The sequence below is a fragment of the Nocardia gipuzkoensis genome, from assembly GCF_021183645.1.
Taxonomy (GTDB): Bacteria; Actinomycetota; Actinomycetes; order Mycobacteriales; family Mycobacteriaceae; genus Nocardia; species Nocardia abscessus.
In genome coordinates, this window is the sequence record NZ_CP089225.1 from 7,911,232 (window position 1) to 7,932,813 (window position 21,582).

At 69.8% G+C, this 21,582-nt stretch carries 18 protein-coding genes; 12 read left to right on the forward strand and 6 right to left on the reverse strand.

Annotated features, from left to right (window positions below; translation table 11 throughout):
• Positions 1-72: 72 nt before the first annotated feature.
• The 4 genes from LTT66_RS36050 (at position 73) to LTT66_RS36065 (ending at position 5,338) form a co-directional block, all read left to right on the forward strand.
• Positions 73-726: a TetR/AcrR family transcriptional regulator gene (locus LTT66_RS36050; RefSeq protein WP_233062916.1), complete on the forward strand. Its 654-nt coding sequence runs from the start codon at positions 73-75 to the stop codon at positions 724-726.
• Complete coding sequence (locus LTT66_RS36055) at positions 726-1,658, forward strand: ABC transporter ATP-binding protein (RefSeq protein ID WP_233062917.1); 933 nt, start codon at positions 726-728, stop codon at positions 1,656-1,658. Before LTT66_RS36050 ends, LTT66_RS36055 begins: the two co-directional genes overlap by 1 nt.
• Complete coding sequence (locus LTT66_RS36060; RefSeq protein ID WP_233062919.1) at positions 1,655-3,289, forward strand: ABC transporter permease; 1,635 nt, start codon at positions 1,655-1,657, stop codon at positions 3,287-3,289. The genes LTT66_RS36055 and LTT66_RS36060 overlap by 4 nt, the downstream gene beginning before the upstream one ends.
• A gap of 153 nt (positions 3,290-3,442) precedes the next feature.
• Complete coding sequence (locus tag LTT66_RS36065) at positions 3,443-5,338, forward strand: vWA domain-containing protein (RefSeq protein ID WP_233062921.1); 1,896 nt, start codon at positions 3,443-3,445, stop codon at positions 5,336-5,338.
• Between the two features lie 159 nt (positions 5,339-5,497).
• On the opposite strand, the gene LTT66_RS36070 is transcribed toward LTT66_RS36065, so the two are convergent.
• The gene (locus LTT66_RS36070; RefSeq protein ID WP_233069515.1) at positions 5,498-6,352 is read right to left on the reverse strand and encodes an LLM class F420-dependent oxidoreductase; all 855 of its coding nucleotides are present in this window, start codon (positions 6,350-6,352) and stop codon (positions 5,498-5,500) included.
• Between the two features lie 235 nt (positions 6,353-6,587).
• On the opposite strand from LTT66_RS36070, the gene LTT66_RS36075 reads away from it, so the two are divergent.
• The 4 genes from LTT66_RS36075 to LTT66_RS36090 all read left to right on the forward strand — a co-directional run bounded on the left by LTT66_RS36075 (position 6,588) and on the right by LTT66_RS36090 (position 12,907).
• A complete protein-coding gene (locus tag LTT66_RS36075) occupies positions 6,588-8,012 on the forward strand; it encodes a threonine/serine exporter family protein (protein WP_233069516.1) in 1,425 nt (474 codons plus the stop codon).
• A gap of 105 nt (positions 8,013-8,117) precedes the next feature.
• Entirely contained in the window at positions 8,118-8,774 is a 657-nt protein-coding gene (locus LTT66_RS36080; protein WP_043690186.1) for a biliverdin-producing heme oxygenase, read from the forward strand.
• Positions 8,775-8,859: 85 nt separating this feature from the next.
• Entirely contained in the window at positions 8,860-10,563 is a 1,704-nt protein-coding gene (locus LTT66_RS36085; protein ID WP_233062922.1) for a bifunctional metallophosphatase/5'-nucleotidase, read from the forward strand.
• A gap of 316 nt (positions 10,564-10,879) precedes the next feature.
• Positions 10,880-12,907, forward strand: a complete 2,028-nt coding sequence (locus tag LTT66_RS36090) for an SDR family oxidoreductase (protein ID WP_233062923.1) — start codon at positions 10,880-10,882, stop codon at positions 12,905-12,907.
• Between the two features lie 67 nt (positions 12,908-12,974).
• Here LTT66_RS36090 and LTT66_RS36095 read toward each other — a convergent pair whose 3' ends face one another.
• Together LTT66_RS36095 and LTT66_RS36100 are read right to left on the reverse strand one after the other, a co-directional pair.
• A complete protein-coding gene (locus tag LTT66_RS36095) occupies positions 12,975-13,631 on the reverse strand; it encodes a cutinase family protein (protein WP_233062924.1) in 657 nt (218 codons plus the stop codon).
• Positions 13,632-13,786: 155 nt separating this feature from the next.
• Positions 13,787-14,791: a zinc-binding alcohol dehydrogenase family protein gene (locus LTT66_RS36100; RefSeq protein ID WP_233069517.1), complete on the reverse strand. Its 1,005-nt coding sequence runs from the start codon at positions 14,789-14,791 to the stop codon at positions 13,787-13,789.
• A 212-nt stretch (positions 14,792-15,003) separates the two neighbouring features.
• Here LTT66_RS36100 and LTT66_RS36105 point away from each other — a divergent pair, with 212 nt between their 5' ends.
• Positions 15,004-15,642, forward strand: coding sequence for a TetR/AcrR family transcriptional regulator (locus tag LTT66_RS36105; RefSeq protein WP_181724152.1), 639 nt, complete (start codon positions 15,004-15,006; stop codon positions 15,640-15,642).
• Complete coding sequence (locus tag LTT66_RS36110; protein WP_233062925.1) at positions 15,639-17,330, forward strand: FAD-binding dehydrogenase; 1,692 nt, start codon at positions 15,639-15,641, stop codon at positions 17,328-17,330. The genes LTT66_RS36105 and LTT66_RS36110 overlap by 4 nt, the downstream gene beginning before the upstream one ends.
• A 3-nt stretch (positions 17,331-17,333) precedes the next feature.
• Here LTT66_RS36110 and LTT66_RS36115 read toward each other — a convergent pair whose 3' ends face one another.
• The 3 genes from LTT66_RS36115 to LTT66_RS36125 form a co-directional block, all read right to left on the reverse strand.
• Positions 17,334-18,140 (reverse strand): expansin EXLX1 family cellulose-binding protein, encoded by an 807-nt coding sequence (locus LTT66_RS36115; protein WP_233062926.1) that lies wholly within the window; start codon positions 18,138-18,140, stop codon positions 17,334-17,336.
• A 283-nt stretch (positions 18,141-18,423) separates the two neighbouring features.
• Positions 18,424-19,263 carry an IclR family transcriptional regulator gene (locus LTT66_RS36120; RefSeq protein WP_233062927.1) on the reverse strand — a complete coding sequence of 280 codons (840 nt, stop codon included), beginning with the start codon at positions 19,261-19,263 and terminating at the stop codon, positions 18,424-18,426.
• Between the two features lie 163 nt (positions 19,264-19,426).
• The gene (locus LTT66_RS36125; protein ID WP_051168767.1) at positions 19,427-19,687 is read right to left on the reverse strand and encodes a three-helix bundle dimerization domain-containing protein; all 261 of its coding nucleotides are present in this window, start codon (positions 19,685-19,687) and stop codon (positions 19,427-19,429) included.
• 160 nt (positions 19,688-19,847) lie between these two features.
• Here LTT66_RS36125 and LTT66_RS36130 point away from each other — a divergent pair, with 160 nt between their 5' ends.
• Both LTT66_RS36130 and LTT66_RS36135 read left to right on the forward strand, forming a co-directional pair.
• Positions 19,848-20,324: a nuclear transport factor 2 family protein gene (locus LTT66_RS36130; protein ID WP_195065720.1), complete on the forward strand. Its 477-nt coding sequence runs from the start codon at positions 19,848-19,850 to the stop codon at positions 20,322-20,324.
• A gap of 84 nt (positions 20,325-20,408) precedes the next feature.
• Entirely contained in the window at positions 20,409-21,461 is a 1,053-nt protein-coding gene (locus LTT66_RS36135) for an aminotransferase class V-fold PLP-dependent enzyme (RefSeq protein ID WP_233062928.1), read from the forward strand.
• Positions 21,462-21,582: the final 121 nt, after the last annotated feature.

A 21,582-nucleotide genomic window follows, 5' to 3' on the forward strand; every position in this document is an offset into this window, starting at 1 on the left:
AACCGTGACGCACGACAAGTCGGAGACGGGGTCTTGCTAGACCGTTGAACGACTGTTTAATATACTGAACATGTGTTTAACCAACAGCCCGTTCCGCAAGGATCCTCCGAAGATCTGACCACCGCGGCGCGCATTCGCGATACCGCGATCGAGGTGTTCGGCGAGCACGGATTCCAAGTCGGGGTCCGTAAGATCGCCGCCGCCGCCGGCGTCTCGCCCGGGTTGGTCAACCATCACTTCGGTTCCAAGGACGGCCTGCGCGCCGCCTGCGACGACCGGGTGCTGCAGTTGATCCGCGACGAGAAGGTCAAGGCGATCACCGCGTCGTCGGTCAAGGCGGGCATGCTCGACGCCCTCGCCGAGATCGAGTCCTACGCGCCACTGGTCGCCTATATGGTGCGCAGCCTGCAGGCGGGCGGACCGATGGCGGAATCACTGTTCGAGCACATGGCCGCCGATGCCGAGGGGTATCTGGAGAAGGCGGTCGAGGCGGGCACGATCAAGCCGAGTCGCGACCCGGCGGCGCGCGCCCGATATCTGATGATGCTGAACGTCGGCGCCACCGTGCTGTACATGCAGATGCGCCAGCACCGCGACGAAAAGATCGACTTTCGCAAGGCGATTCGCGACCTCACCGAAGAACTCACCCCACCAGCCCTGGAGTTCTACACCCAGGGTCTGCTCACCGATTCCACGATCTTGGACACATTCACCAAGGAGAAGTGATGTCCGACATCATCGAAGTCCGCGGCCTCCGCAAGACTTTCGGTCACGTCACCGCGCTGGACGGCCTCGACCTCACGGTCGCCGACGGCGAGATCCACGGCTTCCTCGGCCCCAATGGCGCGGGCAAGTCGACCACCATCCGAGTACTGCTCGGCATCCTGCGCGCCACGGGAGGACAGGCCCGGCTTTTCGGCCGCGACCCGTGGGCCGACGCGGTCGCCCTGCACCGTGAATTGGCTTATGTTCCAGGCGATGTCACGCTCTGGCCGTCGCTTTCCGGTGGCGAGACCATCGACCTGCTGGCCCGGATGCGCGGGGGCATCAACGAAAAACGGCGGGACGAGCTGATCGAGCGCTTCGACCTTGACCCGCGCAAGAAGGCACGCACCTACTCCAAGGGCAACCGCCAGAAGGTCGCGCTGGTCGCCGCGCTGGCCTCGGACGTGCGGCTGCTGCTGCTCGACGAGCCGACCTCGGGTCTGGACCCGTTGATGGAGCAGGTCTTCCGGGAGAGCGTGCACGAGGCGCAAGAGCGCGGCGCCACCGTTCTGCTGTCGAGTCACATCCTGTCCGAGGTCGAAGTGCTGTGTGAGCGGGTGACCATCATCCGTGCCGGGCGCACGGTGGAGAGCGGTTCGCTGTCGGAACTGCGCCACCTCTCGCGTACCTCGATTACCGCCGAATTGGTCGGCGACGCAGGCGATCTGAGCCGCATCCCGGGCGTGGAGGACATCGAATTCGACGACCACACGCTGCGCTGCCAGGTCGACAACGAACACCTGGGCGAGCTGATCCGGGTGCTCGGCGATGCCGGCGTACGCAGCCTGACCAGCACGCCGCCGACGCTCGAGGAGCTGTTCCTGCGGCACTACCACGTCGACGGCCACGACGCCGAGTCCACCGCGGCCACCGGGGAGAAGGTGCGAGCATGACCACCGCCACCGCCGGCCGCGCCACAGCGATACCGGCATTCGGCGTATCCGGCGACTTCGCGGGCACCGGGCGACTGCTGCGGCTGTACCTGCGGCGCGACCGGATCGTGCTGCCACTGTGGGCGCTGCTCATCGGGCTGATGCCCGCGTTCCAGGTGGTCAGCGTGAAGGACCTGTACGACAACCAGGGCTCCCTGGACAGCTTCGCGCGCACCACGGCCGACAGCCCGGCACTGATCGCCATGTACGGTCCGGTGTTCAGCTCCGCGATCGGGTCGATCGGCACCTGGAAAGCCGGCGCCATGTACACCATGATCGCCATCGCCACGGTGCTCACGGTGATCCGGCACACCAGGGTCGAGGAGGAGACCGGACGCGCGGAACTGGTGGGCGCCACCAGCATCGGACGCTACGCGGGCCTCACCGCCACCCTGATCATGACCTACGCGGGGGCGCTGCTCGCCGGAGTCGTGTGCGCCCTGTCGCTCTCCGCCGCCGACCTGCCCGGCGCGGGATCGGTGGCCTTCGGCGCGGCCTTGGCGGCGTCGGGCATCGTCTGGGCCGCCGTCGCCGCGGTCGCCGCCCAGGTGAGCGCCGGTGCGCGAGTGGCGCGCGGCGTCGCGTTCAGCGCCCTCGGCGCGGCCTTCGCGCTGCGGGCGGTCGGCGATGCCGGAAACGGCGTGCTGTCCTGGTTCTCGCCGATCGGATGGTCCTTGCAGATCCGTCCGTACGCCGACGAACGCTGGTGGGTGCTGATCCCGTTCGCCGCCGTCGCGGTACTGGCGACCGCGGGCGCGTACACGCTGCTCGGCAACCGCGACGTCGGTTCGGGGCTCATCGCGGAGCGTCCGGGTCCGCGCGCCGCGGCGCCGGGCTTGTCCGGCCCGCTCGGTCTGGCCTGGCGGTTGCAGCGCGGCACCCTGCTGGCGTGGACGGTGGGCTTCGCCCTCTACGGGCTGCTGATCGGCGGTGCGGTGAACAGCGTCGGCGACATGCTCGACGGCAGCGCGTCCATCCGTGACATGGTCACCAGGATGGGCGGCTCACAGCAGCTGCAACAGTCCTTCATCACCTACGCGATCACGATGCTGGCCGCGGCCGCGTCCGCCTACTCCATCTCCGCGGCGCTGCGGCTGCACGACGAGGAGTCCAGCGCGCGGGTCGAGGCCACCCTCTCCGGCGCCGTCGGCCGTGTTCGTTACGCGCTCAGCCACATCGGCTTCGCGCTGCTCGGGCCCGCGGCGGCATTGCTGGTCTCCGGTGTGGCGATCGGTGTCGTCTACGGCGCCTCGGACGGCGACCTCGGCACGAAGCTGGGGCAGTCGATCGGCGCCGCGGCCGTGCAGGTGCCCGCGGTCTGGGTCGTCACCGGCATCGCGGTGGCGCTCTACGGGGTCGCGCCGCGGTTCGCCCCGATCGCGTGGGGTGTGCTCAGCGCCATGGTGGTGATCTTCTTCGTCGGTTCGCTGGACGGCCTACCGCAATGGATGGTCGATCTGGTGCCCTTCGTCCATCCGCCGAAGGTGCCCGGCGCCGAGTTCCAGGCGCAGCCGGTGCTGTGGCTGCTCGCGAGCGCGGCAGTCCTGCTCGTCGTCGGCATCGCCGCGTTCCGCAGGCGCGACCTGCGCTGACGGCGTCTCGGTGGCCCGCGCGAAGCCTCTTCGCGCGGGCCACTTCCCGTCCGGGGGCAGTTCGACTCGCGCGGCGGCGCGACCGGCCAATACGGTCACCGGGACCGAATTGCCGTGCCGTGCGACATCGCAGGCGAACCATCGACGAGGATCATGCCGAGATTCACCGAGCTCATCGCCGTGCTCACCGCCTGCCTGATCGGTGCGGCAGTCGCCGCACCCGGCGCGGCGGCCCAGCCGGACCGGACCGAGCAGCCACCGCGCTACGCGCCGACCATGCTGATCCTGGACGCCTCCGGATCGATGCAGCGGCCGGACCCGGCGCGCACCATGATGGATGCGGCGAAGAACGCGGTACGCGCGTTCGTCGCAGCCGCGCCCGCCGAGTCGAAGGTCGGCCTCGTGGCCTACGGCACGGGCACCGGGAACGCCGAGGCGGAGAAGGCCGCCGGATGCCGGGATGTCCACCTGCTGCGGCGTGCCGACCCGCTCGACAAAGCCGCGCTGAGCGCCGCCGTCGACGGCATCCAGGCGCGCGGCTGGACGCCCATGGGTCCAGCGCTGCGGCAAGCTGCCGATGCCATGCCCGGCCCGGGTCCACGCTCGATCGTGCTGGTCTCCGACGGTGACGACACCTGTGCTCCCCCCGACGCGTGCGAAATCGCACGGGAAGTGAAGCAGCGCGGCATCGATCTGGTCGTGCACGCCATCGGGTTCGCGGTGGACCCCGCCGCCCGCAACCAGCTGACCTGCATGGCACAGGCCACCGGCGGCACCTACACCGACGCCGCCGACGGTCGCGCACTGGAGCGGGTGCTGCCGCGCGTGAGCGCCGCCGCTTTGCGCAACTACCGCGCCGCGGGAATACCGATCACCGGCACCGGCTCCCACGACACCGCGCCGGTCGCCGCGCCCGGTCAATATCTCGACACCATCGGGCAGCAGGAGAAAAGGTACTGGTCCGTCGACGTGCCTGCGGGGGCGACCGCCTACTTCAGTGGCACGGTGTCGTTCCCGCGCGTCCGGGACGTCTCCGCGACCGAGGACCTGAACACCTTGCAACTCCGCGTGTACGGCGCGGACGGTCAGGACTGCCATGCCTTCGAATCCGAGCTGACCACCAAATCCAGTGACGGTGCGGCGCTCACCATCGCCAAGACCTGGGACGGTGCGACAAAAGAGCGCGGCGGCAGCGCGAGCGGCGACAAGTGCCGTGGCGGCGGCCGCTACTCCTTCGCCGTGACTTGGGACAAGATCTCGGCGGGCGTCCCGGAGCGCCTACCGGTCGAGTTGCTGGTCGGTATCGAGCCCGGGGTGACCGACCCGGGCCCGGCGGCTACCACCACGCCCACGGCGTTCACCGAGCCGACCGGTTCCGGCACGCCTGTGACCGGTGGCGGATCGTTCAACGTGGCCGCACCGCTGCCGGGCAGTGGTCGCTACACCGATACCCTGCGGCAAGGCGAGTTCGTGTTCTACCGTGTCCGGCTCGACTGGGGCCAGGGCCTGGCCTACCGCGTGCACTACGGCGGCAACGGCGGGCGCGGCCTGGACAACATCTCCAATATCCGCACCACGCTCTACAGCCCGATCCGCCAGGAGATCGAGTCCGATTTCTCCGCCTACACCGGCACCGACACCGTGCTGCCGACGAAGGACGCGAGGGCGACGGTCCCCGTGCGCTACGCCAATCGGACCGCCGACGACATCAAAGCCCGCAGGCAATCGGTGCCGGGCTGGTACTACATCGCGGTCAAAGTCGGCTCGACCTTCGAGCAGGGCGACGCGGCGCCGGTGCCGATCCGGCTGGACCTGACCGTCACCGGCGGTCGGGAACCCGGGCCGACGTACTCCTCCGGCGTTGCCGACGGCGTCTTCGGGGAGAAGGCCGACGCTCAGCCGGTCGCGCAGCGCACCGACGCGGTGGCCGCCGTGGGCGCGGCAACGGAGTCACGGAGCCCATGGCTGCTCGTCGCGGGTCTCGGCGCGATCGCCATCGTCGTGGTCGGTGTCATCGCGAGCGTGCTGGTGCTGCGCCGCCGCGACTAGCTGCGTCCGGCCGTCAGCAGCTCGGCTCGGCTCGGCTCGGCTCGGCTCGGCTCGGCTCGGCTCGGCTCGGCTCGGCTCGGCTCGGCTCGGCTCGGCTCGGCTCGGCTCGGCTCGGCTCGGCTCGGCTCGGGAGATCCTCCGGGTGACGCGTTCAGCGCGTCAGCCGGTGTGCTCGATACCGAGTTTCCCGGCCAACCGGGCGAGGTACGCCCGCACGTCCTCCGCCGGGCGGTCCGGCAACCCGAAAACCACTTCGGTGACGCCGAATTCGGCCCAGCGAGCCAGCTGCTCGGCGTCGTGCCGACCGGCGAGCGCGACCACCTCGGGGGTGTCCGCGCGCTCGTGCTCGCGCCACACGCGGTGCAGCAGGTCGATCTTCTGGTCCAAGCCGTCCTCGGTCGGGGTGGTGATCCATCCGTCGGCGTACTTCGCCAGCCAGGTGAAGTTCTTCTCGGTGCCCGCCGCGCCGAGCAGGACCGGGATACGCTTCTGCACGGGCTTCGGCCAGGACCAGCTCGCGCCGAACCGGACGAACTCGCCGTCGAAGCCGGCCTCCTCCTCGGTCCAGAGCACGCGCATCGCCTCCAGATGCTCGCGCAGTACGGTCCTGCGCTTGCCCGCGGGCACGCCGTGGTGGGCCAATTCGTCGGTGTTCCAGCCGAATCCGACGCCCAGGCTGACCCGGCCGCCGGACAGATGGTCCAGCGAGGCGATCGTCTTGGCCAGCGTGATCGGGTGATGTTCGGCGGGCAGCGCCACCGCGGTGGACAACCCGATGCGCTCGGTCACCGACGCGGCGGTGCCGAGCGCGACCCACGGGTCGAGGGTCCGCAGATAGCGGTCGTCGGGCAGGCTCGCGTCGCCGGTGCGCGGATGCGCCGCCGCGCGGACCACGGGGATGTGGGTGTGCTCGGGCACAAAGAACGTGTCGAAACCGGCACGTTCGGCGGCCACCGCCGCATCCGCGGGGGTGATGCCCCGATCGCTGGTGAACAACACGATTCCGTACCGCACCGTACGCGCTCCCATCGCTGAAATTAGAACATGTTCTACCACGATTCGCCGGTCCGACCAAGGGGCCGCGCCGGGACCGGACCGCCCGCGCCGACCCGCGCGGATGCCAACGGCACATCGGATGACTAGGTTCGCGTCCATGGGTCCTGACGCATCTTCCGTAGGCGATGTCACCACCGCACGGGTGGATCACCTCGGCTGGCGTCGCGGGCTTCGCCTGCGGCGCGCCCGGCCGATTCCCGTCGTCAGCCAGGCCGTCGGCCTGCTGGTCGCGGACCGCCAGGCGACCGCGGACACCATCGTCACGGCGCCGACACCGCTACAGCCGATCGATCTCACCGACGACGCCCGGGTCGCGGAAGTCCTCGATCTCGCGGTCCGAGTCGGCGAAGTGGTGCTCGCCTCCGGCACCGGCGTGGTCGACACCACCACGACGGTGCGGTTCATCGCCGCCACCTACGGACTGTCGCGCTGCAGCATCGACGTCACCTACGACGCCATCCGCATCTGGGCCGACCGCGGGCCGGCCCTGCCACCGGCCAGCACCATGCGGATCGTGCACTACCGCGCCCTCGATTTCACCCGGCTCGCCGCCGTGGACCGGCTCACCCGCCGGATCCGCAACGAAGTGGTCCCCCCGAACCAGGCCCGCGCAGCGCTCGACGCGATCACCTCGGCGCCGCATCCATACCAGCGGTGGACCGCCACCGCCGCGTGGTCGCTGATGGCGGCGGCGATCGCCGCGTTGCTGGGCGCGGGCGCGCTGGTGGCCGCGGTCAGTTTCGCGACCACGGCGGCGATCGACCGCACCAATCGCGTCCTCAACCGCTACGGGCTGCCGTTCTTCTTCCAGCACATGGTGGGCGGGGCCATCGCGGCGATGCCGGCCATCGTGCTGGCGAGCCTGGCCGCGCGTTTGCGGATCGACGTGGACCCGACCCTGATCATCGCCGCCGGAATCACCGTGCTGCTCAGCGGATTACAGCTGGTCGGCTCGGTGCAGGACGCGATAACCGGTGCGCCGATCACCGCGACGGCCCGCATGCTCGAGGTGATGATGATGACCGGCGGCATCATCGCGGGCATCGCGCTCACCCTGCACGTCGCCGATCTCCTCGACGCCACCGTGCCACCGGTCTACCTGTCCTCCGCCCGCGACATCACCGACCTGCCGGTGAAGATCCTGGCCGGTGCGGTCGCCGCCCTCGCGTTCGCGCTCGCCTGCTACGCCGAACGCCGGGCGCTGGCCGCGGCCGCGGGCAGCGGCGCGGCGGGCACCATCTGTTTCCTGCTCATCCAGCAGGCCGGATTCGGGCCCGTGATCTCCTCCGGCGTCGCCGCGACGCTGGTCGGCCTCGCCGGTGGCCTGATGGCCCGCCGCGCGCTGACGCCCCCGCTGGTCGTCGCCGTCGCGGGCATCACCCCGCTGCTACCGGGTCTCAAGGTCTACCGCGGGCTCTACGCCCTGCTCAACGACGAATTGCTGATCGGAGGCAACCAGCTGCTGTCGGCCTTCGGCATCGGCTGCGCGCTGGCGGCCGGGGTCACGCTCGGTGAGTGGTGCGACCGCACGGTGCGCAGGCCGCGGATCCTGCGCCGGTTCGGCTCGCTGCGCCGCCCGATCGTGCGGCGTCGCCGCCGGTCGGCGCCCGCGCGCTGAGTGCGAGGTGCATGCGCGCCGAACGCCCGCCCGGTACCCTCTTATCGAACTGGTCAGGGCGGCCCGATTCGGTGGCGGCCCCGGTTGAGGTGAGGTGGTTCGGGCATGTCGGAAGCAGTACCGTTCTCGACGCAGATCCGCACCGCCACCGCGCGCCAGCATGCGGAGGCGGAGAACTCCCGCTTCATGAGCGACATGCTCGGCGGCTCGCTCGGCGTGGACTCCTATCACCGCTACACCGGCCAGCTCTGGTTCATCTACCGCGCGCTCGAGGGACGCTGGAAGACGCTGGCCGATGATCCGGTCGCCGGGCCGTTCATCCGGCCCGAGCTCGCCCGCACCGCGGAACTCGAACGCGACCTCGCGCATCTCATCGGTCCCGGCTGGCACACCGGCCTGGAGCCGCTGCCCGCGACCGCGGCCTACGCCGAACGCATCGATGAATGCGCGCGCGACTGGCCCGCCGGGTACATCGCCCACCACTACACCCGCTACCTCGGCGACCTGTCCGGCGGACAGGTCATCCGCGGCACCGCGGAAAAGCTGTGGAACCTGCCGCATCGCGGCGACGGCGTGCGCTTCTACGTCTTCGACGGCGTCGGCAACCCCGCGGCCTTCAAGCGCGAATACCGCAGCCTGCTCGATCGCCTGCCGCTGGACGATCTGGAACGCCGCCGCGTACTCGACGAGGGCCAGCGCGCCTTCGCGCTGAACAGCGCGGTGTTCGAGGAGCTCGCCGAGGAGTTCCCCGCCGCTCAATAGCGGGCCGGGCGGAGCCCATTGCCGCTGTGGTATGCGGCATTTCGGCCGTCGTGCGCGAACGCCGGAGACATGGGACAGTCGTGGTATGAGAGCGCGCCGTCGCATCGCCGTGGTTCTTGCCGGTCTTGTCGGTGTCGGTCTGGTGGGGGGTTGCGGCACGACGTCCGATCCCGGCGCCGGTCCCGGCTCGTCGACGGCGGCGCAGATCGTGCCGTTGATCTCGACGAACGACCTACGTCCAGCGCAGCCCGACGAGGTGCACCTGTTCGGATTCAACGACCTGCACGGACATCTGGAGCCACCGGGCGGATCCACCGGGAAGATCGCCGGACACGACGCGGGCGGTGCCGCCTACCTCGCCACGCATCTGACGCGGCTGAAGGCCGCCTATCCGTCCAGCGCCGTGCTGGCGGCGGGAGACAACATCGGAGCGAGCCCGTTGGTGTCGGCGCTGTTCCACGACGAGCCGACGATCACCTTCCTGAACAACACCGGAGTCGCCGCGTCGGCGGTCGGCAACCACGAATTCGACGAGGGCGTGCGGGAATTGGCGCGCCTGCAGCAAGGCGGCTGCGCTCTCGACGGATGCTCACCCGGCGCACCGTTCACCGGCGCCAGGTTCCCGCACCTGGCCGCGAACGTCGCCGACGCGCAGGGCAACCTGCCGCCCGCGCTGCGTCCGTGGACCTTGCTGGAGGCGGGCGGGCACCGGATCGGCGTGATCGGGACGGTGACGCCCGATACCGCGAATATCGTGCTGCCCGAGGGCATCCGGGGCTACCACTTCGGCGACGAAGCCGCCGCGATCAACCGCTACGTGCCGGAGATGAAGGCGGCGGGCGCCGAGGCCATCGTGGCGCTGGTGCACGACGGAGGCACCCAGCGACCCGAGCGGGACGCGCCGCTGGACTACAACGGATGCGCGAACGTCACCCCGAACGTAACGGGGCTGGCCGAGCGGATCGACCCCGCGGTCCGGGCGGTGTTCACCGCGCACAGCCACCAGCCCTACGTGTGCACCGTCGGCGGCAAAGTGATCACGCAGGCGGCCTCGTACGGGCGGCTCATCACCGATGTCACGCTGCGTTTCGGCAGCGACGGCGTGCAGGCATCGGCGGTGAACCGGGTCGTGACCCGCGAGGTGACACCCGACGCTCCGACGACCGCCCTGATCGATTTCTACACCGAGCAGTCCCGGCCCCGGGCGGGCCGCGTCGTCGGCGCGACCGCGCATGCCCTTCCGCACAGCCCCGGCCAGGCCGGCACCTCGCCGCTCGGCGACGTGATCGCCGATTCCATGCTGTCGGTCACCGCGGGCCCCGCCTCCGCCGTCGCGGCCTTCATGAACCCCGGCGGCGTGCGCGCGGACCTGAAGCAGGGACCGATCACCTACGGCGACATCTTCACCGTCCAGCCGTTCGGCAACCAGGTCGTCACGCTGACGCTGACCGGCAGCCAGCTCCTGCGCCTGCTGGAACAGCAGTGGAACGACCCCGCGAAGCCGACCGTCCTCTCCCCCGCCGGTATCACCTACACATACTCCGAGACCGCCCCCAAGGGCGCGAAGGTGATCGCGGACAGCGTCCGCGTCGGCGGGCAGCCGCTCAACCCCGTCGCCACCTACCGCGTCACGACCAACAGCTTCCTCGCTTCCGGCGGCGACGGGTTCACCGTCTTCACCGAAGGCGCCGATACCGCGGCGGGCCCGACCGACCTTGATGCTTTCGAGACATTCCTCCGGGACAAGCCCCCACTGCAGGCGCCGCCCGCCCGCGTCGAGAAGAAGTAGCCGAATGGAAGTAGCCGCACCGGACGCTACCGAATTGCTGGACACTCGACCAGATTGCGGGTAACTGGAAATCTATGTAACACATACCGTTTGACCTGCACGTTCGGGTGACCAGTCCCACAGGCCGAACGGGTCATGATCGCTTGCCGGTGCCACACGCGGTCGATTACTGTTCAGTAATAAGTCAGGACGAAGGTGTTCCTACTTTCGGCCCGACGTTCTGTCGCTGGGGGCCGAGCGACGCTGTCCGGATCCATTGCCGCATGCCGGATGACTTGTGCGACAACATGGTTCGAGTGAACAGCAGGAGAGTGCGATGGCCACTTACATCGTGACGGGCGGAACCGGATTCTTGGGCAGGCGGGTCGTGCAAGACCTCCTGGATCGCGACGCCGAGGCGATCGTCCACGTGCTGGTGCGCGAGACGTCGCTGGCGAAATTCACCGATATCGCGGCGGGTTGGCGCGGCGCGGAACGCGTTTTCGCGCTGATCGGCGATCTCACCGCCGACGGGCTCGGACTGGCGTGTGAAGCGCCGCAGGCCGACCACGTCGTCCATCTCGGCGCCGTCTACGACATGACCGCCGACGAGGACACCGCGCACGCCGCGAACGTCACCGGCACGCGCTCGGTGCTGACCTTGGCTCGCGAGCTGGGCGCGGTGCTGCACCACGTCTCCTCGGTGGCGGTGGCGGGCGACCACAAAGGCAAGTTCTTCGAGGAGGACTTCGACCTCGGACAGCAACTGACCTCGCCGTATCACCGCACCAAGTTCGCCGCCGAGAAGCTGGTGCGCGAATCGCGCGGCGTGCGCTGGCGGGTCTACCGGCCCGCGATCATCGTGGGCGATTCCCGTACCGGCGAGATGGACAAGATCGACGGCCCCTACTACTTCTTCAGCGCGATCGCGAAGCTCGGCACTCTGCCGTCCGATCTGCCGTTGCCGCTGCCCGATCTCGGCGCGACGAATATCGTTCCGGTCGACTATGTCTCGGCCGCGATGGCGGAACTGATCCGCCGCCCCGGCTTGGACGGCCGCACCTTCCACCTGGTCAACCCCGAGCCGCAGCCGTTCGGCGAGGTGTACCGCGCGCTCGCCGCCGCGGCCGGCGCGCCGACCGGCGTGGGCACACTGCCGGGCAGCGGCCTGGCGCTCAGCGGTCTGGCACACCTTCCCGGGGTCGCCTCCGTGCGCGATTTCCTGCTCCAACAGCTCGGCATCCCGGCCGAAGTCGCTCCGCACACCTCGTTCTCCGCGGAGTTCATCAGCGACTCCACCCGCGCCCAGCTGCGCAGCGCCGGCCTGACCGTGCCGTCGTTCGACAGCTACGCCGAACGCCTCTGGCAGTACTGGCGCGACCACCTCGACCCGCAGCGCGGACGCGTGACCGTCACCGGCGACCCGCTGGCCGGTCGGGTCGTGCTGATCACGGGCGCGTCCTCCGGGATCGGGCTGGCCACCGCGCACGCCGTCGCCCGGCGCGGCGCCAAGGTGCTGATGGTCGCCCGCGGTCACGACGACTTGGCGGCCGCGGCCGACGCCGTGCGCGCGGAAGGCGGTGTCGCGCATACCTATCCGTGCGACATCACCGACTCCGAAGCCGTCGAGAAGCTCGTGCAGTGCGTCCTCGACGACCACGGCCACGTCGACTACCTGGTGAACAACGCGGGCCGCTCGATCCGCCGCTCCGTGCTCAACTCCACCGACCGGATGCACGATTTCGAGCGCACCATGGCGGTGAACTACTTCGGCGCGGTCCGGCTCATCCTCGGACTGCTGCCGTCGATGCGGGCGCGCCGCTTCGGGCACGTGGTCAACATCTCCTCGATCGCGGTGCAGACCAAGGTGCCCCGGTTCGCCGCCTATGTGGCGAGCAAGTCGGCGCTGGACAACTTCAGCGAGATCGCGGCGGTGGAGAACCGGGATGCCGGAATCACCTTCACCTCGGTGCGGATGCCGCTGGTGCGGACCCCGATGATCGCGCCGACCGATCTGTACCGGGCACTTCCGGTACCGGATCCGGAGCAGGCCGCCGCTATCGTGGTCCGCGCGCTGGAGGACCGCCCGCATCGCATCGACACACCGGTCGGCACCTTCGCCCAGGCGATCGAGTTGCTGATGCCGTCGGTCAAACGCCAGATCATGCACCAGGGCTTCCGCCTGTTCGGCGAGTCCCGCGCCGCGCGGGGCGACTCGGACCGCCCTCCGGCCGAGGAGTCGACCCCCGAGCAGGCGCCCAGCCGCGGCGCGCTGTCCGTGCTGTCCCCGGTGATCATGCCGCTGATGGCGCTGCCCGCCCCCGCGGCGCGCGTCGCCCGCGTCGTTCCTGGCTTGCACTGGTAGCGGGCACCCCGAACGGTGGGACCGACCTCGGCCGGCCCCACCGTTCGGCTTCCCGGTTCCGCGGATGTCAGACCCGGTAGACCGTGAACTCGACCGCGGGCCACATGGCCCACCGGTAGTCGGTGTGCGCGGCGGGACGGATGCCGCCCTCGCACACCGGATCACCACTCGCGCAGTAGTTTCCGGTTCGCCAGGCGTATCGGTCCGGCACACCCCAGCCGATCAGCCGGATGGGATCGCCGAACAGCAGCACGGCGGACACCCGGGATTCCAGGTCCACGGGGAGTGAATGGATGCCACCGAGCGCGGTCACGATGCCGGTACCGAGCACTCCATGGGTCACTATGGCACCTTGTGAGAAGCCGACCAGGATGAACCGCTGGTCCGGGCACCTGGCCGCTTGCCACATCAGATGGGCGGTCATGTCCTGGGTGCCGCGACTGATCGAGGACGGATCGAGCAGGTCGGCCGGGTAGTCCACCCGGTAGGCCTGTGAGTCGACCGGAAGTGCTCGCCACAGCGCGTCATAGAGCGGGTCGCCCACCACCGAACCCAGATATCCGGGTTCGTGGGTGCCTCTCGCGACGACGACGTCGACCGCCGCACAGGACGTCGCCCATGCCTGCAATCCCGTCGCCGCCCCGAATCCCGCGACGAGCAGTAGCACGGCAAACGCCCTTACCACACGCCACTTCTCGAAATGAATTACCTTCCGGTTGGCCATCGTACTCACCTACTCACGCCGTTGTGAGACAGCCGATCGACACTTGTCAGTGACAATTGCGGCTATATCCGCGAAGGTAAGAACGGCTCCGGGGGCCGTCAAGGAACTCCATCCGACCGATACGGACTCAACGCAGAATCGTGTTCTACGGGCCCTTACGGCGCGAGAACCGCTGCGCCGGTGAACTGTCCGTGCGCGAGATCGGCCAGCGCCCGATCCGCCATGTCCAGGGAGTACCCGTGCGTGGTCAGATGTATCCGGTGATCGCCTGCGAAAGCCAGGAATTCGCGGGCGTCGGCACGGGTATTCGCGGTCACCGAGCGAATCTCCCGCTCCTGGAACAGATGCCGCTGGTAGTTCAGCACGGGAATGTCGCTGAGATGGATACCGGCGACGGCGAGGACGCCGCCCCGATCGAGCGCCGCCATGGCCGGCGGCACCAGGTCACCGACCGGCGCGAACAGGATCGCCGAATCCAGCAGCACCGGAGGCGGATCCGCCGCGCCCTGCACCGACGCCGCCCCGAGCGCGGACGCGAGCTCGCGCGCGGCCGGATCCCGTGTCATCACGTGCACCTCCGCTCCCTGCGCGGCGGCCACCTGAGCGGCGATGTGCGCGCTGCCGCCGAAGCCGTAGATGCCGAGCCGCCCGCCCGGCGGCACGGCCGCCCGCAGCAGCGCCCGGTACCCGATGATGCCGGCGCACAGCAGCGGAGCCGTGTCCGCGTCGGAGTAACCACCGGGCAGCCGCAGCGCGTACGCCGCAGGCACACAGGCGAATTCGGCGTACCCGCCGTCGGCGTCCCAGCCCGTGTAGGCCGAACGCGGACAGAGGTTCTCCGCCCCGCGCAGGCAGAATTTGCACTCCCCGCACGTGTGCCGCAGCCAGGCGATGCCCACCCGATCCCCGACCGCGAAACCCGCCCGCCGCGCACCCTGACCGAACGCGACGACCTCGCCGACCACTTCGTGCCCTGGCACCACTGCGGCGCGGTGTACCGGGAGATCCCCTTCGGCCACATGCAAGTCGGTCCGGCACACGCCGCAGGCGAGAACACGCACCAGCAGGTCCCCCGGGCCGGGTTCCGGCACCGGCGTGCGCTCCGCGTGCAACGGGCCGTCATCGATCGGTCCCGGCCTGCGCACCCGCCAGCACCGCATCGAGGAACTGCCGCCGCGGAGTTCGCTCATCGCCGGATCACCTCGCACCGATCGGACCGACACGGATCGGGCACCCCAGCCACGCCGGATGCGCCGAATTCACCCTACTCGGGCCATTCGGGCCGCGCCCGGCAACGCAGTCTGATACGTTTCTGTATCGAGTACATTTCTGTATCCGATGATCGGTCGAGGCCGAACCGAGGAGGTGCCCGATGGCGTCCGACGCCGCGCAGGCCGCGCCCGCCCGGGTCACCCGCCGCCGCGCCGAAACCAGGAACCGGCTGTTGAAGGCCGCCTACGAGGCGTTCGCCGAGGAGGGCTTCGGACGCGCCACTGTGGAGCGGGTGTGCGAGCGCGCCGGGTTCACCCGCGGGGCGTTCTACTCGAATTTCAGTTCGCTGGACGAGCTGTTCCTGGCCATGTGGGAGCAGCGCTCCACGGCGATGCTCACCGAGGCGAGCGCGATTCTCGACGGGATCGCGGCCGGGGGCGCCGATGACGTGCGCACCGCCGTCGAGCGCCTGGAACGAGCGGTCCCTGTCGACGAGGGCTGGTACCGGATCACCGCGGAATTCACCGCGCACGCCCTGCGCACCCCCGCGCTGCGCCGGGTGATGGCCGCCCGCGAGGAGGCCATCGTGGCGGCGCTCATGCCCACCATCGTCGCCGCGCTCGCGCGCGGCGGTCGCACCGTGCCGGATCCCGAGTCGTTCGGCCAAGCGCTCATCGCCGTGCACGACGGCACCAGCGTGCAGGTGCTGATGGAGCCGGACAGCCGCGCCGTGCGCGAGCGGCGCACCGAACTCTTCCACCACGTCGTGCTGGCCTACAGCACCGCAACCGAAGGATGAACATGTCCCACAGCAGCCCCGAGGTGACGCCGGAGGCGGACGTCCTCGTCATCGGCGCCGGGCTGGCCGGCCTGGTCGCCACGCACGAGCTGGTCAAGGCGGGTCGCACGGTGCACGTGCTCGACCAGGAGAATCGCAACAACCTGGGCGGCCAGGCGTTCTGGTCGCTGGGCGGCCTGTTCTTCGTCGACAGCCCGGAACAGCGGCGCCTCGGCATCAAGGACTCCTACGATCTCGCCCTGCAGGACTGGCTCGGCTCGGCCGGGTTCGACCGCGACAACGAGGACAAGTGGGCCAGGCAGTGGGCGCAGGCATACGTGCGGTTCGCGGCCACCGAGAAGCGTGACTACCTGCGCGCTCTCGGCCTGCGCGTGACCCCGCTGGTCGGGTGGGCCGAACGCGGCGGCGACCGCGCCGACGGGCACGGCAATTCGGTGCCGCGCTTCCACCTCACCTGGGGCACCGGCCCGGAGGTGGTGCGGGTCTTCGCCGAGCCGGTCCTCGAGGGCGAGCGGCGCGGCCTGGTTCGCTTCAGCTTCCGCCATCAGGTGGACGAATTGATCGTGGCGGACGGCGCGGTCGTCGGCGTGCGCGGCACCGTACTCGAGGACACCGATCTCGACCGCGGCCGCGCCTCGTCCCGGACCGCGGTCGGCGCGTTCGAATTCCGCGCCAAGGCCGTGATCGTCACGTCCGGCGGCATCGGTCACAACCACGAGATGATCCGGCGCAACTGGCCCACCGAGCGCCTCGGGCCGTGCCCGGAGACGCTGATCTCCGGCGTGCCCGCGCACGTCGACGGCCGGATGCTCGGCATCACCGAGGCGGCGGGCGGCGCGATCGTCAACCGGGACCGCATGTGGCACTACACCGAGGGCATCGTCAACTGGGATCCGATCTGGCCCGACCACGCCATCCGGATCATCCCGGGCCCGTCCTCGCTGTGGTTCGACGCGAACGGAAAACGGCTGCCCGCACCGTGTTTCCCCGGCTTCGACACCAATACGACGATGAAGGCGATCCTGAAGACCGGCTACGACTACTCCTGGTTCGTGCTCACCCAGTCGATCATCGAAAAGGAGTTCGCGCTGTCGGGCTCCGAGCAGAACCCGGACATCACCGGTAAGGATCTCAAGCTCACCCTGAAAAGCCGCGTCGCCAAGGGAGCGCCGGGGCCGGTCGAGGCGTTCAAACAGCACGGTGTCGACTTCGTCGTCGCGGACACGCTGCGTGAACTGGTCGAGGGCATGAACAAGATCGCGCGCGGCCCCCAGCTGGACCACGACGACCTGGAACGCCAGATCGTCGCCCGCGACCGGGAACTGGCGAACAAGTACAGCAAGGACAGCCAGCTGATGGCGATCGACAACGCGCGCCGGTACTTCGGCGACAAGGCGGGCCGGGTCGCCAAACCGCACCGGATCCTCGACCCGGCCGCCGGACCGCTGATCGCCGTGCGGCTGAACATCCTCACCCGGAAGACTCTGGGCGGCTTGCAGACCGACCTGGATTCGCAGGTGATCCGGCCGGACGGCACGGCGTTCCCCGGTCTGTACGCCGCGGGCGAGGTGGCCGGGTTCGGTGGCGGTGGCGTGCACGGGTACAACGCGCTGGAGGGCACCTTCCTCGGCGGATGCATCTTCTCCGGCCGGGCTGCCGGACGTGCGCTGGCCGCGAAACTGGCCTGATCGCTATGGCCTGCACCGGGATGCCGCCGTGGCGGGCCCCGTCGAGGTCGCCAGGGACGGCGCAAGGGACGTGAACGAGGGCGCGCCGGAGTAGAGCCGGATACCCGCCGAGTATCGCCCCGGCCGCACCGTCACGTCGGTGATCTCGGCCGCGTTGCCGAAGACGTCCGTCACGCGTGCCGTGAACGGGCCCGACCCCGCGCCCGAGAGGGTCCAATAGTTGTCGGCCCGCCGGGCGAGCTGCTGCCACGGACCGCCACCCGCGGGCCGGACAGCCGCCTCGCGCAACGGATTTCCGGTGCCGCCGAACAGGATGCCGAACCAGGACGTGGAAGAGTCCTGCTCGACCTCGAAGGTCAGCTCCTGCACCGGTTGCGGGTCGCGGACCAGGCGGTAGCGGACCGCGGCCACCCCGTCGTCGGGATCGGCGATCAGCTCGAACGCGGCCGCGCTCAGATTCAGTTCTTCTCCAGCGCATGCCGGGCAGTGGTCCACCACCAGCGCCCGGACCGACCCGCGTGGGCCCTGGATGTCCAGATACGCCCCGCAGAGGTCGGCGCGACCGTAGTCGGAGGTGGAGAGCCCGGCGTAGTAGCCCTCCGGCGGCAGCTCGCGGAAGGAACACGACACCTGCTTGCCGAACCTGTAGTAGCGCGCCTCGGCGGACCTTTCCGGCCCGAGCGGCGCGAATGTCATGGCACTCACCGGTAATCGCGAGGGCGAGGACGCCTCGTTCAGTGCGGCCGCGGCACCGCAGCTCGGCGCGGACGGCCGCACCAGCCAGACGACCACCGCGACGGTGGCCAGCACGCCTGCCGCAAACCATAGCCATTCGGAACGGAATGGCCGCTCTTGGATCGGTACCCGGTGCATCGCTTCCCCGACTCCGGCTCACCTGCTCGCGGACTGTCCATCCTGACTTCATCAGGAAAGCAGCCCCGCGCCTCGCGTGCACCGCGAACGAAAATTCTTCATTGTGAAAGACCGCAGTTCAGCAAGCATACGGCTAATTTCGACCGATCCGCCTTGCGCAGGCACTGCCCGATCGGAAATGATCCGGCGCGGCTGCGGCCCGCCGGGACCGTGCGGCCCGTCAATGTCTGCGCGCGTGCCGAGGGAGAAGGTTCCGACCCGCCTCCTGGGCCACCTCGGCCAGCGCGCGGGCCAGCCGCGCGGTGTCCAGCACCGCTCGGTCAGCACCGATCCGGCCCGACAGCGACACGGCGGCCAGCGCGGCACCGCGACCGCGAATCGGCACGGCCACACACGCGATGCCCGTCACCGACTCCTCGTTGTCGACGGCGACACCCTGCCGGTTACGGATGCGACTCAGTTCGCGATGCAGTTCGGCACGGTCGGCGAGAGTGCGGGCGGTCAGCTGCGGCAGGCGATCCCGGAAGGTCGCTTCCACGATGCTCGGTTCCAGCGTGGCCAGCAGCGCCTTGCCCAGTGCCGTGCTGTGCGCGGGCATCCGGCCGCCGAGCCGGGTGGGCACGGCCGCGGCGCACCGGCCGCCGACCTTGTCCAGGTACAGCACGTCGCGCCCGTCCAGAACGCCGAGGTGACCGACCATGCCGGTCTGCTGGTGCAGGTCGTGCAGCAGCGGACTCACCGCGTCCCGAATCTCGTTGTGCTCGGCCGCGAGTCCGCCCAGCTCCAGCGTGCGCAGTCCGAGCCGGTAGCCGCCCGGCGCGTGGGCGAGCCAGCGCAGCCGGATCAGCTGGTCGAGGATGCGGTGCACGGTGGATCGCGGCAATCCGGTGCGCTCGGCGAGTTCGACGAGCGTCAGCGTCGGCGTCGCGCCGTCGAAAGCTTCCAGTATCAGCGTCATCCGCTCGATCATCGACACCGGCGGCTGGCCCGGCCGTGCCGCCGATCCCGAGCCGGTCCATAACTCCCCGGGCTCGAAATCGGTCATCACCTCGACCGTCATTGCCAACCTCCACGCGTGCTCGCGTAGAGCTTAGGAGCAATCCTCTCGGACAGGGGTAATTCACTGATCATTTCGACGCGACGCCGCCGCCGAGCGCGCGGGCCGACGAGCGGCTCACACGCCGACGGCGCCTGTGTTCGCAGGTGACGGCCCGATCCAGCCGCTAGGCGGATCCGGACGCGGAATCCGCGACGGTGAACAGCCACTCGCGGGTGTACCGCTCGGCCAGCAGCGGCAAGTAGTTCACGATGGTGGCGTGGTCGGCGAAATGGTCGTACGACGAGTGCAGGTGATCCTCGATCGCGGCCTCGCTGACCACGCCGTCGAATTCGTCCTCCAAACGCTGCGCGGCCGCTTTCAGGGCGAGTTCCTGGTCGAGGGGGGTTTGCTGGTTCGGGTCATGGGTGGCAGGACGGTCGGTCATCGCAAGGTTCCCTTGGTCGTGACGAGATCGGTACCTCGGGCGCTGTCGTAGCCGCACGATAACGCCCGTCGGTGGGGTACCCGGTCGAGCTGGTCCGACACCCCGGGCTGCGATAGAACACGTTCTTGTCCTGGAAGGCGGCGCGTGCCAGGCTCGACAGATGGATCTCGACGCCATCGAAGCCGTCCGCCAGCTGAAGTACCGCTACTTCCGGAGCCTCGATCTCAAAGACTGGGACGAGTTCGCCGACACCCTCGCCGTCGACGCGGAAGGACGCTACGGCACCCACGCCATGGGTGAGCCGCTGCACCTGGACGGCCGCGACGCCATCACCGCGTTCATGCGGGAGAACCTCGGCCCCTCGGTCGTCTCGGTACACATCGCCAACCACCCGGAAATCAGCGTCGACGGCCGAACGGCCACGGGATCCTGGGCATTCGAGGACACCGTGATCGCCACCGAATACGGCGTGCTGATCCGGGGGGCCGGTTACTACACCGACACCTACCGCCGTGACGCCGATGGCAAATGGCGCATCACCTTCACCGGCTACCGCCGCATCTACGAATCCATGCAGTCGCTGGCGGACACGCCCAGCTTCCAATTGCTGTCCAATATGTGGGCGCCGGAGAAATGACCGCCCAGCGCCCGACGCGAAATCGGTCCACTATCGGCCCGGTGGCGCTGGACTGCCCGGCGCCGCCCGGTGGATGCTGCGAGCATGCCCTCCCTAGCGCCTGATGAATTCACTCCCGAAACCACCTACCTGAACACCGCCTCCTTCGGGCTGCCGTCCACCCGGGCCCTCGCCGCGGTGCGCGACGCGAGTGCGAGCTGGGCGTCCGGCCGCGGTGCGCCGACTTCCGAGGTGGATCGACTGGTACCCGACCTGCGTGCCGGGTTCGCCCGGCTGCTCGATGGCGCGACCGCCGACGACATCGCGCTCGGCAGTGGTGTCGCCGGCCTCATCGGCCCCGTGGCCACCGCCCTGCCGCCCGGCGCGGAGGTCCTGCTGCCGGAAGGCGAATTCTCCTCCGTCTCCATGCCTTTCGTGCACCGTGGCGACCTCGTCGTGCGCTTCGTGCCCTTGCCCGAGCTGGCCGCGCACGTGCGACCGGAGACCGCGCTGGTCGCCGTGAGCGTGGTCCAGTCCGCGGACGGCCGCGTCACCGATCTGGCCGAGTTGCGCGCGGTCACCCGAGCCAACGGCGCGCGCCTGCTCGTGGACGCCACCCAGGCCGCGGGCTGGCTGCCATTGCGCTTCGCCGACGCGGACTACTGGGTCTGCGCCACCTTCAAATGGCTGATCGGCGCGCGCAGCGTCGCGTTCCTCGCCACTGCGCGCGACCTCGTCCCGCAGCTGCGCCCGGTCGGCTCCAGCTGGTACGCCGCCGAGGACCGCTGGGCCGAGCTCTACCGCCCGATCGCGCTGCCCGCGACGGCACGGCGGTTCGACACCACACCCGATTGGCTCGGCGTCGTGGCGGCGCTGGCCGGACTGTCGCTGATCGAGGAACTCACCGTCGACAAGATCGGCGCGCACGACCTCGAACTCGCCGACCGCTTCCGCGACGGCCTGCGTGAGCTGGGCTTCGAACCTGTCGAAGCGCGCTCCCCGATCGTCTCCGTGCCCGGCGCGGCGGACTTGGCCGCCCGGCTCGCGGAGGCCGAAGTGGTCGCCTCGGCGCGGGGCGGCGGATTGCGGTTCGCGTTTCACCTCTACAACAGCGCCGACGACGTCGAGCGGGCACTGTCGGTGCTGCGCGCCGGTTAGCCCGGTCCGGCCGCGTGCCGCCCGGCCGGACCGGGTTCGAGCGGCCTGATGCGCGGCACACGACGGGCTACTTGACCGCACTGCCGGTCGAGGGCTCAGGGCCGCAGCCGCCGACCCCGCC

Bases quoted from the DNA above. Each gene is read 5' to 3' on its own strand.
- LTT66_RS36095 (WP_233062924.1), bottom strand. From the start codon at position 13,631: ATGGCCAACCGGAAGGTAATTCATTTCGAGAAGTGGCGTGTGGTAAGG.
- LTT66_RS36085 (WP_233062922.1), top strand. From the start codon at position 8,860: ATGAGAGCGCGCCGTCGCATCGCCGTGGTTCTTGCCGGTCTTGTCGGT.
- LTT66_RS36130 (WP_195065720.1), top strand. From the start codon at position 19,848: ATGGATCTCGACGCCATCGAAGCCGTCCGCCAGCTGAAGTACCGCTAC.
- LTT66_RS36055 (WP_233062917.1), top strand. From the start codon at position 726: ATGTCCGACATCATCGAAGTCCGCGGCCTCCGCAAGACTTTCGGTCAC.
- LTT66_RS36110 (WP_233062925.1), top strand. From the start codon at position 15,639: ATGAACATGTCCCACAGCAGCCCCGAGGTGACGCCGGAGGCGGACGTC.
- LTT66_RS36135 (WP_233062928.1), top strand. From the start codon at position 20,409: ATGCCCTCCCTAGCGCCTGATGAATTCACTCCCGAAACCACCTACCTG.
- LTT66_RS36120 (WP_233062927.1), bottom strand. From the start codon at position 19,263: ATGACGGTCGAGGTGATGACCGATTTCGAGCCCGGGGAGTTATGGACC.
- LTT66_RS36065 (WP_233062921.1), top strand. From the start codon at position 3,443: ATGCCGAGATTCACCGAGCTCATCGCCGTGCTCACCGCCTGCCTGATC.
- LTT66_RS36090 (WP_233062923.1), top strand. From the start codon at position 10,880: ATGGCCACTTACATCGTGACGGGCGGAACCGGATTCTTGGGCAGGCGG.
- LTT66_RS36125 (WP_051168767.1), bottom strand. From the start codon at position 19,687: ATGACCGACCGTCCTGCCACCCATGACCCGAACCAGCAAACCCCCCTC.
- LTT66_RS36080 (WP_043690186.1), top strand. From the start codon at position 8,118: ATGTCGGAAGCAGTACCGTTCTCGACGCAGATCCGCACCGCCACCGCG.
- LTT66_RS36105 (WP_181724152.1), top strand. From the start codon at position 15,004: ATGGCGTCCGACGCCGCGCAGGCCGCGCCCGCCCGGGTCACCCGCCGC.
- LTT66_RS36100 (WP_233069517.1), bottom strand. From the start codon at position 14,791: ATGCGGTGCTGGCGGGTGCGCAGGCCGGGACCGATCGATGACGGCCCG.
- LTT66_RS36060 (WP_233062919.1), top strand. From the start codon at position 1,655: ATGACCACCGCCACCGCCGGCCGCGCCACAGCGATACCGGCATTCGGC.